General features: G+C 63.1%; 11 protein-coding genes. 3 read left to right on the forward strand and 8 right to left on the reverse strand.

The window, feature by feature from the left end:
- Window positions 1–16: 16 nt before the first annotated feature.
- Window positions 17–1,606 carry an ABC transporter substrate-binding protein gene (locus R3X27_RS00275; RefSeq protein ID WP_317706805.1) on the forward strand — a complete coding sequence of 530 codons (1,590 nt, stop codon included), beginning with the start codon at window positions 17–19 and terminating at the stop codon, window positions 1,604–1,606.
- A gap of 1,286 nt (window positions 1,607–2,892) precedes the next feature.
- On the opposite strand, the gene R3X27_RS00280 is transcribed toward R3X27_RS00275, so the two are convergent.
- Window positions 2,893–4,674, reverse strand: coding sequence for an IlvD/Edd family dehydratase (locus R3X27_RS00280; RefSeq protein ID WP_317706806.1), 1,782 nt, complete (start codon window positions 4,672–4,674; stop codon window positions 2,893–2,895).
- Between the two features lie 74 nt (window positions 4,675–4,748).
- Window positions 4,749–5,516, reverse strand: a complete 768-nt coding sequence (locus R3X27_RS00285; protein WP_317706807.1) for a glucose 1-dehydrogenase — start codon at window positions 5,514–5,516, stop codon at window positions 4,749–4,751.
- Window positions 5,517–5,784: 268 nt separating this feature from the next.
- On the opposite strand from R3X27_RS00285, the gene R3X27_RS00290 reads away from it, so the two are divergent.
- Window positions 5,785–6,453, forward strand: a complete 669-nt coding sequence (locus tag R3X27_RS00290; protein ID WP_317706808.1) for a FadR/GntR family transcriptional regulator — start codon at window positions 5,785–5,787, stop codon at window positions 6,451–6,453.
- 49 nt (window positions 6,454–6,502) lie between these two features.
- Here the strand turns inward: R3X27_RS00290 and R3X27_RS00295 are convergent, their stop codons facing one another.
- The 4 genes from R3X27_RS00295 to ltnD form a co-directional block, all read right to left on the reverse strand.
- Window positions 6,503–7,258 (reverse strand): hydroxypyruvate isomerase family protein, encoded by a 756-nt coding sequence (locus R3X27_RS00295; RefSeq protein WP_317706809.1) that lies wholly within the window; start codon window positions 7,256–7,258, stop codon window positions 6,503–6,505.
- 1 nt (window position 7,259) lies between these two features.
- Window positions 7,260–7,916 carry an aldolase gene (locus tag R3X27_RS00300; protein ID WP_317706810.1) on the reverse strand — a complete coding sequence of 219 codons (657 nt, stop codon included), beginning with the start codon at window positions 7,914–7,916 and terminating at the stop codon, window positions 7,260–7,262.
- Entirely contained in the window at window positions 7,913–9,190 is a 1,278-nt protein-coding gene (gene otnK, locus R3X27_RS00305) for a 3-oxo-tetronate kinase (protein WP_317706811.1), read from the reverse strand. Before otnK ends, R3X27_RS00300 begins: the two co-directional genes overlap by 4 nt.
- Window positions 9,191–9,256: 66 nt before the next feature.
- On the reverse strand, window positions 9,257–10,162 hold the full coding sequence (gene ltnD / locus R3X27_RS00310; RefSeq protein ID WP_317706812.1) for an L-threonate dehydrogenase: 906 nt from the start codon (window positions 10,160–10,162) through the stop codon (window positions 9,257–9,259).
- A gap of 249 nt (window positions 10,163–10,411) precedes the next feature.
- Between ltnD and R3X27_RS00315 the strand changes: the two genes are divergently transcribed.
- Complete coding sequence (locus R3X27_RS00315) at window positions 10,412–11,401, forward strand: LacI family DNA-binding transcriptional regulator (RefSeq protein WP_317706813.1); 990 nt, start codon at window positions 10,412–10,414, stop codon at window positions 11,399–11,401.
- Between the two features lie 39 nt (window positions 11,402–11,440).
- Here R3X27_RS00315 and R3X27_RS00320 read toward each other — a convergent pair whose 3' ends face one another.
- Both R3X27_RS00320 and R3X27_RS00325 read right to left on the reverse strand, forming a co-directional pair.
- Entirely contained in the window at window positions 11,441–12,943 is a 1,503-nt protein-coding gene (locus tag R3X27_RS00320) for an aldehyde dehydrogenase (NADP(+)) (protein WP_317706814.1), read from the reverse strand.
- A 192-nt stretch (window positions 12,944–13,135) separates the two neighbouring features.
- Window positions 13,136–13,807: a GntR family transcriptional regulator gene (locus R3X27_RS00325; protein ID WP_317706815.1), complete on the reverse strand. Its 672-nt coding sequence runs from the start codon at window positions 13,805–13,807 to the stop codon at window positions 13,136–13,138.
- Window positions 13,808–14,064 lie beyond the last annotated feature (257 nt).

Here is a 14,064-nt window from a genome sequence, read left to right on the forward strand (position 1 = left end):
GAAGGAGACATTACCCATGTCCTTGTTGCGATCTACCCTGCTGGCCACCGCCTTGGTGCTGCCACTTGCTGCCCCGGCTGTCTGGGCCGAAACGCCAGATGGCGTTCTTGTGGTTGCCCAGAACATCGACGACATCGTCGCGATCGACCCGGCGCAGGCCTATGAGTTCACATCCGGCGAGCTGGTCACCAATATCTACGACCGGCTGGTGCAATACGACGCCGAAGACCCCACCGTGATGGCGGCTGGCCTTGCCACCGAATGGGCCGTCGATGCCGAGGCCAAGACCATCACCTTCACGCTGCGCGAAGGCGCCACGTTCCATTCCGGCAATCCGGTCACCACGGCAGATGTTGTCGGATCGCTTGCGCGGGTGATCAAGCTCAACCTGACCCCGGCATTCATTCTGGTGCAACTCGGCTGGACCCCGGAGAATGTCGAGCAGATGGTCACCGCCGACGACAAGAGCGTGACGATCAAATATGACGGCGACTTCTCGTCGGCCTTTGTGCTGAACGTGCTGGCGTCGCGCCCCGCCTCCATCGTCGACATGAAGACGGTGATGGAAAACGAAGTCGACGGGGACATGGGCAACGCCTGGCTGAACGAGAATTCCGCCGGCACCGGCCCGTTTTCGCTGCAATCCTATCGGCCGGCAGAACTGGTGCGGCTGAAGGCGAACCCGGACTACTTCAAGGGCGCCCCCAAGGTCAAAAGCGTGATCGTGCAGCACGTTGCCGAAGCCGCGACCCAGCAGCTCCTGCTGGAATCCGGCGATGTCGACATGGCCAAGAACCTGACGCCCGACCAGGTCGCCGGGATGAGTGGCGATGCACTCAAGGTCGAGACATTCCCGCAAGCTGCCGTGCATTTCCTGTCCTTCAACCAGAAGACCGAGAGCCTGACTCCGCCCGCCGTCTGGGAAGCTTCGCGCTACCTCGTCGATTACGAGGGCATGACCAGCACCATCATCGCCGGTCAGATGGACGTGCATCAGGCGTTCTGGCCCAAGGGCTTCCCGGGCTCCTATGACGAAACGCCGTTTGGCTATGACCCCGAGAAGGCCAAGAGCATTCTGGCCGACGCCGGGATCGAGACGCCGATCACGGTGACGCTGGATGTGATCAACGCAGCGCCCTTCACAGATATGGCCCAATCGCTGCAGGCAAGCTTCGCCGATGCGGGGATCAATTTCGAAATCCTGCCGGGCACCGGCGCACAGGTCATCACCAAGTACCGCGACCGGACCCATCAGGCGATGCTGCTCTACTGGGGCCCGGACTTCATGGACCCGCATTCCAACGCCAAGGCTTTTGCCTATAACTCCGACAATTCGGACGGCAATTACGCGGCCACCACGACCTGGCGGAATGCCTGGGCCGTGCCCGATGAGCTCAACGAGCTGACCAAATCCGCGCTGACCGAAGCGGACCCGGACAAGCGCCTCACGATGTACCAAGACCTGCAACAGAAGGTGCAGGAGAGTTCACCCATCGTCATCATGTTCCAGGCTTCCTACCAGGTTGCCATGGACAGCGGCGTGACGGGATACGTGAACGGCGCGACCTCGGATTTCGTGTTCTATCGCCTCGTCGACAAGAACTGATCGAGCAGGACAATCGGGCCGCCGGAGCGATCTGGCGGCCCGATTCTGTTCTGAAAACACGCAACCAGAAGCATACCGCCTTTCGCCTGCGAACGCCTCTCGAAAGCCACCTCGCGGAGTGATCGCCCTGGCCCGCAGTCAAGTTGGCACGCCGACGTTGCTCGACCGCGCACTGACCAAGCCAGCGTCAAAACCCGCCCGGCGCACCGGGTCTGTCTACGGCCGAACCCGGTTCCATTGGATCGTGAAAACGTGATGTTTCGCTACGACAATATGCACGGGATCTTGTCGCCAAACGTTTCTGCCCCCGGAAACTGGCCGGTCACGCGAGTGGAAGCGAAAAGAACAGGCAGACCGAACCAATGCTGTTCCGTCCGGGCATTCTTTGCGTCGCGTCTGAGCGACCGGATTTGGCCGTTCACGTCAAACAGGAATCTACCGTCTGCGCCAGCAGCGCGCTCTACTGTACGTCTGCTTTGATTCATGCTGGCGGGCTTTTGGATGGTCCGAAGGCAGACTCGGGCGGCATCATACCCCGACAGGTCCATTGTCTCTCGGACCAATGGCGTTCCAATGGCTCGATCGGTCAGGATCGTGTGGATCCGAAAAGGCACGGCTTCTAGGAGAAGCTCCAGGACCTCCCAAGCTGTCGTTCTGTTTTACCTTCTCCGCCAGTTGCGCCACCGCGAACTTGCTGGTTCGGTTAATGGGTACGAGGAAATAGGGCTTCTCTTTTGCGGTTCTCAGCTCAGCGATGCAATGAAGAGCGCGTGAGATTGGGAACCGTCGGTGGAAATGCATTGAAGCAATCATCGATCGGAAAGAGCGTATGCCGCCGGAACGCAAGGATGGCAGCCTCTTCCTCAGCGCCATGAACGGTTGAGTGGGGCGCCTTCGGCTCAGTCTTCAGGTCTCCGAAAGTCTTCCGTTTCCATCACTTCGCGACCGTCTTCGGATTGATCCCAAGCTCCCGGCTCAGCTCCGCGGTCGAAGCTTGCGATCGCAATACTGCTGCTCTGATGTCGTGCGCAGCCGGGGCGTATCCGTGCCAAAAGGCGTCGTCCGGTAATCCTGCCCGGCGCCTGACTGACATCGAGTGGCCCCCGGTCTCGGTCCTCCAGGGCACTTGGATTGAGCGAAAACGGCGGTTGCGGCCCAAACGGGCCGCGAACTCTTTCCTACCCAAGCTATGTCCCCTATGGCGGAATGCTTAGCCGGTCGGGGCGCGGCCTTGTGGTTCGAGACGTACGGAGACGGCCGGAGGCCGCCTCCTGACCGCGCGAGTCTCAGTGGCTATTGCGCGGTAGCCCCTTAGTTTGGGCGATCTTCTGATACTTGACCGCCGGTTTCAGAACCATGCCCTTGTCGAACTGGTCGACCATGGAACGCTGGATCTCCTGCCACGGAGTCTGATGCGGCGCATAGGCGAAGCCTCCCGCAGCCTCGAGTGCGCTGCGGCGCTCGGCCAGTTCTTCGTCGGAGATCAGGATATTGGCCGAACCGTCCTTGAGATCGATCCGGAGCTTGTCGCCGGATTTCACCAGGGCGAGCCCGCCCATCGCCGCCGCTTCCGGCGCCGCGTTCAGGATCGAGGGCGAGCCGGAGGTGCCGGATTGCCGACCGTCGCCGATGCAGGGCAGCGCGTCGATACCGCGCTTGAGCAACGCGGCGGGAGGCTGCATGTTCACCACCTCGGCGCCACCGGGATAGCCGATCGGGCCGGTGCCGCGAATGACGAGGATGCAATGCTCGTCGATCTCCAGCGCCGGGTCCTCAATGGTGGCGTGGTATTGCTCGGGGCCCTCGAACACGACCGCACGGCCTTCGAAGGCATCGAGATCGCCATCCTCGGACAGGTAACGAGCCCGGAAGTCCTCGGAGATCACAGAGGTCTTCATGATCGCGCTGTCAAAGAGATTGCCCTTGAGATTGACGAAACCAGCCGCGTCCTTCAGCGGATCGCCGAAAGGACGAATGACCTCGGTATTGGTCACCTCGGCATCGGCATAGATCTCGGAGAAGGATTTGCCGCTCACGGTCACCGCGCCCGGATGCGGCAGGGCGTTCGCACCCATCAGCTCGGAGACGACACCGGGAATGCCGCCAGCAAGGTGGAAATCCTCGGACAGATACTCGCCTGCGGGCTGCACATTTGCCAGGAGCGGGATCTTGTGACCCAATGTCTGCCAGTCGTCGTTGCACAGCTCGAGGCCGAGATGGCTGGCGATGGCGGTCAGGTGGATCGGCGCGTTGGTCGAGCCGCCAATGGCCGAGTTGACAACGATGGCGTTCTCGAAGGCTTCGCGCGTCATCACGTCGGACGGTTTCAGGTCTTCCTTCACCATCTCCACGATCCGTTCGCCGGTGCGATAGGAGATCTGGCCACGTTCGCGATAGGGCGCGGGGATGGATGCGCCGCCGGGAAGCTGCATGCCGAGCGCTTCGGCGAGGCTGTTCATGGTGCTGGCCGTGCCCATCGTGTTGCAATAGCCGACAGAGGGCGCGCTGTTGGCCGCCATCTCCATGAATTCCTCGTGGTCGATCTCACCACGCGCGAGCATCTCGCGGCCGTCCCAGATCACGACGCCGGAGCCGGCGCGCTTGCCCTTGTGCCAGCCATTCAGCATCGGGCCGACGGAGAGCGCAATGGACGGGATGTTGACCGTGGCCGCCGCCATGAGCAGCGCCGGGGTGGTCTTGTCGCAGCCGATGGTCAGCACGACACCATCGATCGGGTAGCCGTAGAGCGTCTCGACAAGGCCGAGATAGGCGAGGTTGCGGTCGAGCGCCGCGGTGGGCCGCTTTCCGGTTTCCTGGATCGGGTGCACCGGGAACTCGAAGCAGATACCGCCCGCCGAACGGATGCCTTCACGGACCCGCTTGGCCAGCTCGATATGGTGGCGGTTGCAGGGCGAGAGGTCATTGCCGGTCTGTGCGATGCCGATGATCGGCTTGCCCGATTGCAACTCCTCGCGGGTGAGGCCGTAATTCAGGTAGCGCTCGACGTAAATCGCTGTCGAACCGGGATCCTCGGGATCGTCAAACCAGGCCTGCGAACGAAGTTTCATGTCATTCTCCATGTGTGGTGGGTAGGTCCGGGACGTGCCGGAGCGGAATGGGCGGGGTGTAGACAGCGTTCATCTCAGAGCACCGAGACGATGCCGCCATCGACATAGATCAGCTGTCCGGTGACGAAATTGGACGCGTTCGACGCGAGATAGATCGCCGTGCCGGCCATCTCCTCGGGCAGGCCCCAGCGGCGCATCGGCGTGCGCGCCTTCACCCAGGCGTCGAAGTCGGGATTGGACATCAGCGCTTCGTTCATCTCGGTCGCCATGTAACCCGGCCCGATCGCATTGGCCTGGATACCAAGCTCGGACCATTCGGCGGCCATATTGCGGGTCAGCATCCGGATGCCGCCCTTGGAGGAGGCATAGGGCGCAACCGTTGCGCGGCCAAGCTCGGAGAGCAGGGAGGCGATATTGATGACCTTGCCGTGGCCGCGTTTGGCCATGCGCTTGGCAGCCTCTCGCGCAACCACGAATGCGGCGGTGAGATTGACGTCGAGCACGCGCTGGAAGTCTGCGGTCTCAAGCTCCAGCATCGGCTTGCGGAACTGGATGCCGGCATTGTTGACCAAGATGTCGATGGCAATTCCGTCGGCATCGAACCGCTCGAAAGTCGCGACAACGGCCGCCTCGTCGGACACGTCGAAGCCTGCGGTCAGGACGTCATGACCCTGCACGCGCATCTCTGCGGCAGCGTCTTCAAGCCGCGTCGCATTGACCCCGTTCAGCACGATCCGCGCGCCAGCCTCGGCCATTCCTTCGGCCATGGCCCGACCGAGGCCGCGCGACGAACCTGTGATCAGGGCGGTCTTGCCGGAGAGATCGAAGAGTTTGGCGCTCATCTTGGCTTCTTCCTATTCGCTTCGGTGTAAAATCGGTCCCGGTCGCAAGGATCAGGGAACCTGAGAAAGACAGGCAAACCGGAGATACCCACAAGCCCCCCGGCTCGGAGGCAACGACTCGACCTATTTTCGCTGTTGGGATTGTTATGACAGCCATGGACAGTTGTGAAGTACGACAGAGGGCCTATAGTAACACCAAATGACGAAACCTATCATACAATATGGACTCTTCGATGCCAGAAAGCCGACCGGTCTGGTAGAGCAGACCATGTTGAGTATCCGAAAAATGATACGTGACAATGGTTTGAAGCCCGGCGATGTGATCCCGGCAGAAACGGCGCTGTCGACCGAGTTCGGTGTGTCCCGGACAGTGGCCCGCGAAGCGCTGCGCGGCTTGGCCGCACTTCGAATCATCGAGGTTGGCAATGGTCGACGCGCGCGCGTGGCGGGGCCGACGGCCGAGGCGCTGAGCACGATCATCGATCATATCGTCCATACCGAGCAGGTCTCGGTCATGCAGATTGCGGATGCGCGACGAACCATCGAAATGCGCGCGGTGAGCCTTGCCGCGCTCCACCGCAGCGAAGCCGACGCGCAGCAACTTTTGAAGACAATCGAGGGCATGTATGCGGCGGTCGAGGCCGACGAATCCGAGCGCGTGATGGAGCTGGACATCCTGTTTCACGAGATCATCGCCCGCGCCTCGGGAAATCCGCTCTACTCGATCTTCATCGACAGTTTCCGCATCATCACGCGGCAAACATGGGCGATCGGCTGGCGTGCGCGGGGCAATCTCGACGCCTGGCGCGACAATATCAAATGCCATGAACGCGTTGCGCAAGCCGTGGTGGCGCAAGACCAGAACGAGGCAGAAAGGGCCATGTCGGAGCATTTCGACAGCTCGGTCATGGTTCTCCTGCGGGCCGGCATCAAGTAAGCCAACGCGGGGCGCGCGGAGACCCGCACGGCCCCTGTCTCCCAGCGCGTCAGAGAGTGGACATCCAGCCAAGCCCTTCGTCGGTCGTTCCCTTCGGCTTGTATTCGGCGCCAAGCGGCGCGTCATAGCCAAGGCTTTCGAGATGGGCGAAGATATGCGCGTAGTTGATCTCGCCGCAATCGGGCTCGGTCCGCTCCGGCACGGAGGCGAACTGCACATGGCCGGTGATCGGCAGGCGTTCGATGATCAGCCGGGTCAGGTCACCTTCCATGATCTGCAGGTGGTAGCAGTCGAACATCAGCTTGAGATTGGGCCGGTCGACCTCTTCGATAATCACTGATGCCTGGGCGCTGGTTTCGAGGAAGTAGCCCGGCGCATCATACCGATTCAACGGTTCGATCAGGATGGTGATCCCGGCCTCGCCGGCCGTATCGCAGGCATAGCGGAGGTTCTCCACGAAGGTGGCGTGGGCCTCCGGCCCGGACGCAAACCCGGCCATGACATGGATATTCGGCGTGCCGATCTCCTTCGCATAGGCAAGCGCCTGATCTATCGCGGCGTGGGCTTCGACCTCGCGGCCCGGCAGCGCCGAGAGCCCGTTCTCGCCCGGATTGCCACGCGTCGTGTTGAGGCCCAGCATGGTCAGCCCGGTCTCTTTCAGCGCTGCGGCGACATCGGCGGCAGGGGTCTCGTAGGGCCAGTGGCATTCGACGGCGTCGAAACCGGCCTTTTTCGCCGCGCGGACAGCGTCCGGCAGCGAGAATTCGTTCCAGAGGAAGCCGAGATTGGCGGAAAATCGAGTCATATCAGTCGTCCCATTCGACGTTGAACTTGGTCACAAGGCCCTGGATCTGGGCCGCGTTCAGCATTTGCGGGTTGAGGCCGCGCGTCAGCATGGCGAGCTTGGCGGTCTCTTCGAGGTCTTCCATCGCATAGCAGGCCGCTTCGAGATCCTTTCCGGCGACAACCGGCCCGTGATTTGCCAGCACCACGGCGCTGCGCTTGCCCGCGAGGCCCCGGATCGCATCGCCCATCGCCGGATCGCCCGGCATGAAATAGGGCAGCAGCTTCACCTTGCCGAGCTTCATGATGCCATAGGCCGTGAGTGGCGGCAGCATGTCGTCCGGATCGGTCTCGGGCAGCAGGGAAAGTGCGACCGAATGCGTGGAATGCAGGTGCACAACCGCGCCGGTCTGGGCAGGGCGGGTCTCGTAGAAAGCGGCGTGGAGCGCCACCTCCTTGGTCGGCTTGTCGCCCTCGACATGGGCGTGACCCTCTGCATCCAGCACGGCGAGCCGCGCCGGATCCAGCCGGCCAAAGCAGCTTCCCGTCGGTGTCACGAGGAGCCGGCCATCCTCCAGCCGAGCCGAGATATTGCCGCTCGCGCCGGGGGTCAGCCCCCGGTCATAGAGCGACTTGGCGAGCAGGCAGACCTGCTCGCGCAGGCGTGCTTCGGCGCTCATGACATCGCGTCCAGCTTGTCCAGCGCCTCGGAGAAGAAGCTCACCCCGCCGAAATTACCCGATTTCAGCGTCATGGCGATGCGTTCGCCATTGCTCTCGCACCAGGTCCAGGGAACGCCCGGCGCGATCTCTTCGCCGATCTCCATCGCCGTGACGCCAAGCGCCTTGGTCACCGCGCCCGAGGTCTCGCCGCCGGCGATCACGAAGCGGCGGACGCCCTGTGCCAGCGCATCGGTGGCGAGTTGCGCCAGTGCGGCTTCCACGAGTTCACCAGCCTCGGCAACACCAAGTTCCGCCTGTACTCGGGCAACATCTTCAGGCTCGGCCGTCGCATACAGGATGCAGGGTTTCTCAAGATTCTGCGCCGCGAGCCAGTCTCGCGCGGCCTGCGGACCATTGGCAGCCAGGTCCAGCGGATCCAGCCGGTAGGAAGCCGCCTTGGGCAGGAAGTCGGCAACCTGTTCGCGGGTCCGCGCCGAGCAGGAACCGGAGAGGATGATCGCGCCCGCGCCGAACTCGGGTGCGGCAGCGCGCTTGGCGTCTTCGGTGATCGTGCCTTGCTTGAGATACAGCTCTGGCAGCGGCATGGCGACGGCGCTGCCGCCCGTCAGCAGCGGCATCTCGTGGCAGGCCTCGGCGATGATGCGCAGGTCGTCATCTGCCACGGCATCGACCACGACATGGTTCACGCCCTGCTCGGCCAGTTCGCTCATACGGGCCTTGAGCGCCTCGGGGCCACGCGCCACGGTCAGGCGGTTTGCCAAACCCGTCTTGCCCGTCACCTGCGGGTCCAGCAGCCGCATCAGGTTGCTGTCTCGCATCGGGGTCAGCGGGTGATCCTTCATCGGGCTCTCGGCAATCGGCTGCTCGCCGACGAAGAGATTGCCCATGAAGATAGAGCGGCCATTCTCGGGGAAGGCCGGGCAGTAAATCGTCTGGTTGGTGCCAAGATCGGCCATCAGCGCCTCGGCGACCGGGCCGATATTGCCCTCCGCAGTGCTGTCGAAGGTCGAGCAGTATTTCCAAAAGAACCGCTCCGCGCCCGCGCGCTTGAGCCAATCCAGCGCGGCGCGGGTCTCGGCCACGGCCTCGGCAACCGGTGCGGTCCGGCATTTCAGTGCGATCACCTCGAAGGCGGCAACATCCGCCTCCTCGGGCGCCTCGTCCGGCACCCCCATCCTGAGCGAGACCTTCACCCCGGAGCGCGCCAGCAACCCGGCAAGGTCCGTTGCCCCGGTGAAATCATCTGCGATGCATCCAAGAACGACGCCCATTTTCCTCATCCCTTCGAACAGTTCGGACTGTCCCGGCCAGCAACTGGCTGACCGGGAAGTATTAGCTCAGGCTTCGACGCCCGGCAGTTTCACGCCCGCCTTCTCGGCGAGAATCTTGGCCACGGCGGCGTCGTCCTGTCGACCCAGCCCGGCAGCGCTGGCTTCCTTGAAGAGCGCCAACGCGGTGGATGCGAGCGGTGTCGGACAGCCATCGCCGGCTTCCGAGGCGACGATCCCGAGATCCTTGACGAAGATATCCACAGCCGAATGCGCAGTGTAGTCGCCATTGACAACATGCGTCCCACGGTTCTCGAACATCCAGGAATTTCCGGCCGAGCCGGTGATCACCTCGTAGAGCGTCCCGAGATCCACGCCGACCTTGGCGCCGAGCGTCATCGCTTCGGCCATCGCGGCAATATGGACGCCGGCGAGGAGCTGGTTGATCATCTTCACCCGGCTGCCCTGCCCGCAAGTGTCGCCAAGCCGATAGATCCGGCCGGTGAAGGCTTCGAGCGCCGGCATAACGCCCTCGAAGGCCGCATCTGGTCCGGAGGCCATCAGCGTGGTCTCGCCATCGGCTGCCTTGAGCGATCCACCGGATGTCGGGGCGTCGATGGCAACCATGCCCGCCGCTTCCAGCCGGGCGCAGATATCGGCCATTGCGGAGGGCGGCATGGTCACGCCGATCATGAAGGTCGTGCCGGGTTTCGCGGCCGCAACTGCGCCATTCTCGCCGAAAAGCACGGTTTCGGTCTGCTCGGCATTGACGACGAAGATCAGGACCAGGTCGGCCGCTGCTGCCCCCTCTGCCGGGCTGGTCGCACTCGCACCGCCTTCGGCCTCGAACCGCTCCAACGCCTCGGCGCGGACATCCACGGCAATGGTCGGGAAACCCTCCCGCAACAGGGAAACGCCAGCCCCCCAGCCGATGGATCCAAGGCCGATTACACAGGTGTTCAGTTTGTCAGACATCTTTGTCTCTCCGGTTCTGCCTGTCGGAGCCCGGTCGGCTTCGGCAGATGACTCGCATTCTGAGGGGTATTCTCCTCCACCCCGCCCGCGCCTTGAAGGCGCCGGGACTCAGTGACGTGTTTATGTAAACATGTCTTGCCTGAAACTACGTGTTTACATTAACATGTCAAGCAGGATTTTCGCGCGCTGCTCCGGGTCGCAGAAGCGGAAGGCGCGACAAATGCCCGGACGAGGAGCGACGAAACTCAGATGCCCCTGCCCACTATGAAGGATGTCGCGACACTGGCCGGTGTCAGCCAGATGACCGTGTCTCGCGTCATGCGGGGTACGGGCTATATCTCGGAGGATGTGCGCAAGCGGGTAAACCAGGCGGCGCGGCAGATCGGCTATGTGCATAACCGCTTCAAGGGCGGCATGGCCGGCTATGGCAATCCGCTTGTCGGGGTGATCGTGCCGAACCTGCAGAACCGGGTCTTCACCGAAGTGTTGTCCGGGATCAATGACCGGCTGGGGGAGAAGGGGCTGCGGCCAGTCTTCGGCGTCAGCGACTATTCCGTCGAGACAGAGGAGGAGATTGTCTATGATCTGCTCTCCTGGCGTCCGCTCGGATTGATCCTGACCGGGCTGGAGCATTCGGAGGCCGTGCGCAAGATCGCGACGCAGACGGGGGTGCGGGTGGCCGAGGTGATGGATACGGATGGCGCGCCAATCTCGGCCTGTTTCGGCATTTCCCATCGCGCAGCCGGTGCGGAGATGGCGCGGCACATGATCGAGCGTGGCTATCGTCGGTTCGGCTATCTCGCGGGCCAGGGCGGGCGAGACCTGCGCGCGTGCAAAAGGTTCGAGGCGTTCTCCGAGGTCGTGCGGGAGGCTGGGGCGCAAATTGTCGACTGCCGGGTGTCGGAGGAGGATTCCTCGATGATGCTCGGCACAAAACTGACCTGCGAGATGCTGTCGGGTCAGACTCGGCCGGATGCGATCTACACCTCTAATGACGATATCGCCGCCGGTGGGCTCATGTATTGCCTGCGCAACGGAATCTCGGTTCCGGAAGATGTCGCATTGGCCGGCTTCAACGCATTGCCCTTTCTCGAAACCCTCCCGCTGCACATCACCACGACACAGACGCCGCGCTACGAGATGGGGCTGGCCGCAGCGGAGTTCGTCGCAACACAGGAGGGCGAAATCTTGGCTGCGCCCCCAATGCAGCCGCGCCTCATTCTCGGGCAGACCACTTAAGGGAAGGCCGCGCCCCGGATGAGGCGCGGCGCAGTCGGATCAGGCCAGATCGGCGGGCAGGAGCCCGTCCGGGAAGTTCTGGTAGCAGACCGGGCGCAGGAAGCGACGGATCGACAAGGTCCCCACCGAGGTCGCGCCGAAATTGGTCGAGGCCGGGTAGGGTCCGCCATGGACCATCGTGTCGGACACCTCGACGCCGGTCGGGAAGCCATTGATCAACAACCGGCCAGCCTTGCGTTCGAGCACCGGCATCAGGCTCTGGGCGGTCGGAAGGTCGGCGTCGTCCATATGCAGCGTGCAGGTGAGCTGGCCAACAATGGAGCGGGCGACTTCGAGCCGCTCTTCCGCGTCCTTGGCGATGACGATCAGGCCGAGCGGGCCGAAGACCTCTTCGGCGAGGTCATGATTGTCGAGGAAATCCTCTGCCGTGGTCGAGAAGAGGAAGGGGGTCGCTGTCCGGCCAGTGCATTCGGTGGAAAGCACCGCACGTACGCTGCCGGAGCCGATCCGATCCGCGCCCTCGTGATAGGCGCTGGCAATGCCGTCGGTCAGCATGGTCTGGCCGCCAATGGCGGCGAGTGCCTCCTTGGCTGCGGCTTCGAACGCCTCGGCCTCCGGCCCCGCGAGCAGGACGGCAACACCGGGATTGGTGCAGAACTGACCCGCGCCCATGGTGAGCGACCCGGCCCAACCGGCGGCGATCTCAGTGCCGCGCGCGGCGAGCGCGGTGTCGAGTATGAACATCGGGTTCACCGAGCCAAGCTCGCCGAAGAAGGGAATTGGTTCGGACCTTGCGGCGCAGAGGTCGAACATCGCCCGTCCCCCGGCCAGGGAGCCGGTAAAGCCGACGGCCTTGATGAAGGGATGCTGGACCAGCGCGGTGCCGACGGCGCGGTTACCCCCCTGGATCTGGCTGAAAACGCCGGGATGCAGATCGCAGGCCTTCACCGCCGCATCCACCGCCTGAGCGACGAGATCGGAGGTGCCGGGATGGGCCGAGTGGCCCTTGACCACGACAGGACAGCCAGCCGCGAGCGCGGCCGCAGTGTCGCCGCCGGCGGTCGAGAAGGCCAGCGGGAAGTTGGAGGCACCGAAGACGGCAACCGGGCCGATCGGGCGCTGCACCATCTTGAGATCCGGACGCGGCAGGGGCGCGCGGTCAGGAAGCGCTTCGTCATGACGCCGGTCAAGATAGTCGCCAGCCTCGATATGATCGGCGAAAAGACGGAGCTGGCCGACCGTGCGGCCGCGCTCGCCATTGAGCCGCGCCTCGGGCAGGCCGGTCTCTTTCATCCCCATCGCCGTGATCGCCTCGCCGCGTGCGTCAATCTCCTCGGCAATCTTGCGCAAGAAGGCCGCACGGGCGCTGCGCGTGCTGAAACCATAGGACCAGAAGGCCTCTTCGGCCGCGCGGGCCGCAGCATCGACATGCTCTGGCTCTCCCTTGGCGAAGCTGTCCGGAGTGCCTTCGGTGGGCATGTTTTCAAAAGACGTGACGCCGCCAACCCATTCGCCAGCGATCAGGTGCTTACCTTTGAGCATGTGAGATCCTTTTGGGAGCTGAAGCGGCTCCCCTCCGGAACCGCCTGAAAAATCCTGCCTGTCGGATACTTGCCCGTGACTGGGGCGCGTTCTCTTGCCGGCGCCGCCTCACGAGTCGGAATCCTGTATACCAGGCCCTCAGAGCCGGGTATTCTCTCGGGTCCATCTTGTCAACGAGACAGCCTGTCGGGGTCAGAAGACGCCGTTCTCCAGGGCTCGCAGGAAGTTCTCGCCCGTTCGGCCGATATGGCCATGCAGGACCTGCCCGATCCCTTCAAAATCCTGCTCCGCGAAGAGCTTCACGATCACCCGGTGCTCCTGCATGGAGACGGTGTTGTCGGCGCGGGCATCCTTCGTCAGGTTGTTGCGCAGCGCGGAAATCCGGCCGGCGATCAGGGCATAGGCGTCTTGGAAATACTTATTGCCGCAATGACGAAAGAAAAGCTGGTGCAACTCGTCGTCGAGCTTTGCATAGGCGAGGCCGTCATCCTCTTCCAGCGCGCGCTCCATCTTCGCAAGGCACTCTTCCAGCGCAGCGAGTGTTCCGGCATGGTCCGTTTTTGCGCAGAGCGGGATCACCGTCATCTCCATCGAGATGCGGTATTCGCAGAGATCCGCAATATCCTCCTGCGTCGGACGGAAGACGAAACTCCCCCGCTGTGGCGCTATCTCGACCAAACCCTGCAATTGCAGCAGGTTCAACGCTTCGCGGACCGGTGTGCGACTCACCCCGAAAGCCGCCGCCAACTTCTCCTCCGAGACCGGCTCCCCAAGCTTGACCTCCGCAGTCACGATCGCTTCGCGCAAACGCTCTGTCACGGTGTGAACAAGGGTGTTCGGTCGGGTCAGGGACAGATTGAGCAACGTGGTCTCCAGTTTCTTCGAAGCAGCGCAACCGGCGACACTACCTCCGTCGCCTGCATATCAACCGCAGCAGGACCGCTTCAATCCTCCTGCAAGACGGCCGGGTCAGCGTCTCTCGAAACCAGGTGAATCCACCAAGCCGCCGCTCTTTGTCGCATTGCGTCGGCCGTCCAGCTTCTTCACCGTACCTTACATTCGGACCGCATTGCAATGGAGGCTTGCGGCGACATGTTGGCCCTCCCCGGAGCGCCGACGGA

This window comes from Tropicimonas sp. TH_r6, from assembly GCF_033101155.1.
In the GTDB taxonomy this organism is placed as follows: domain Bacteria; phylum Pseudomonadota; class Alphaproteobacteria; order Rhodobacterales; family Rhodobacteraceae; genus Tropicimonas.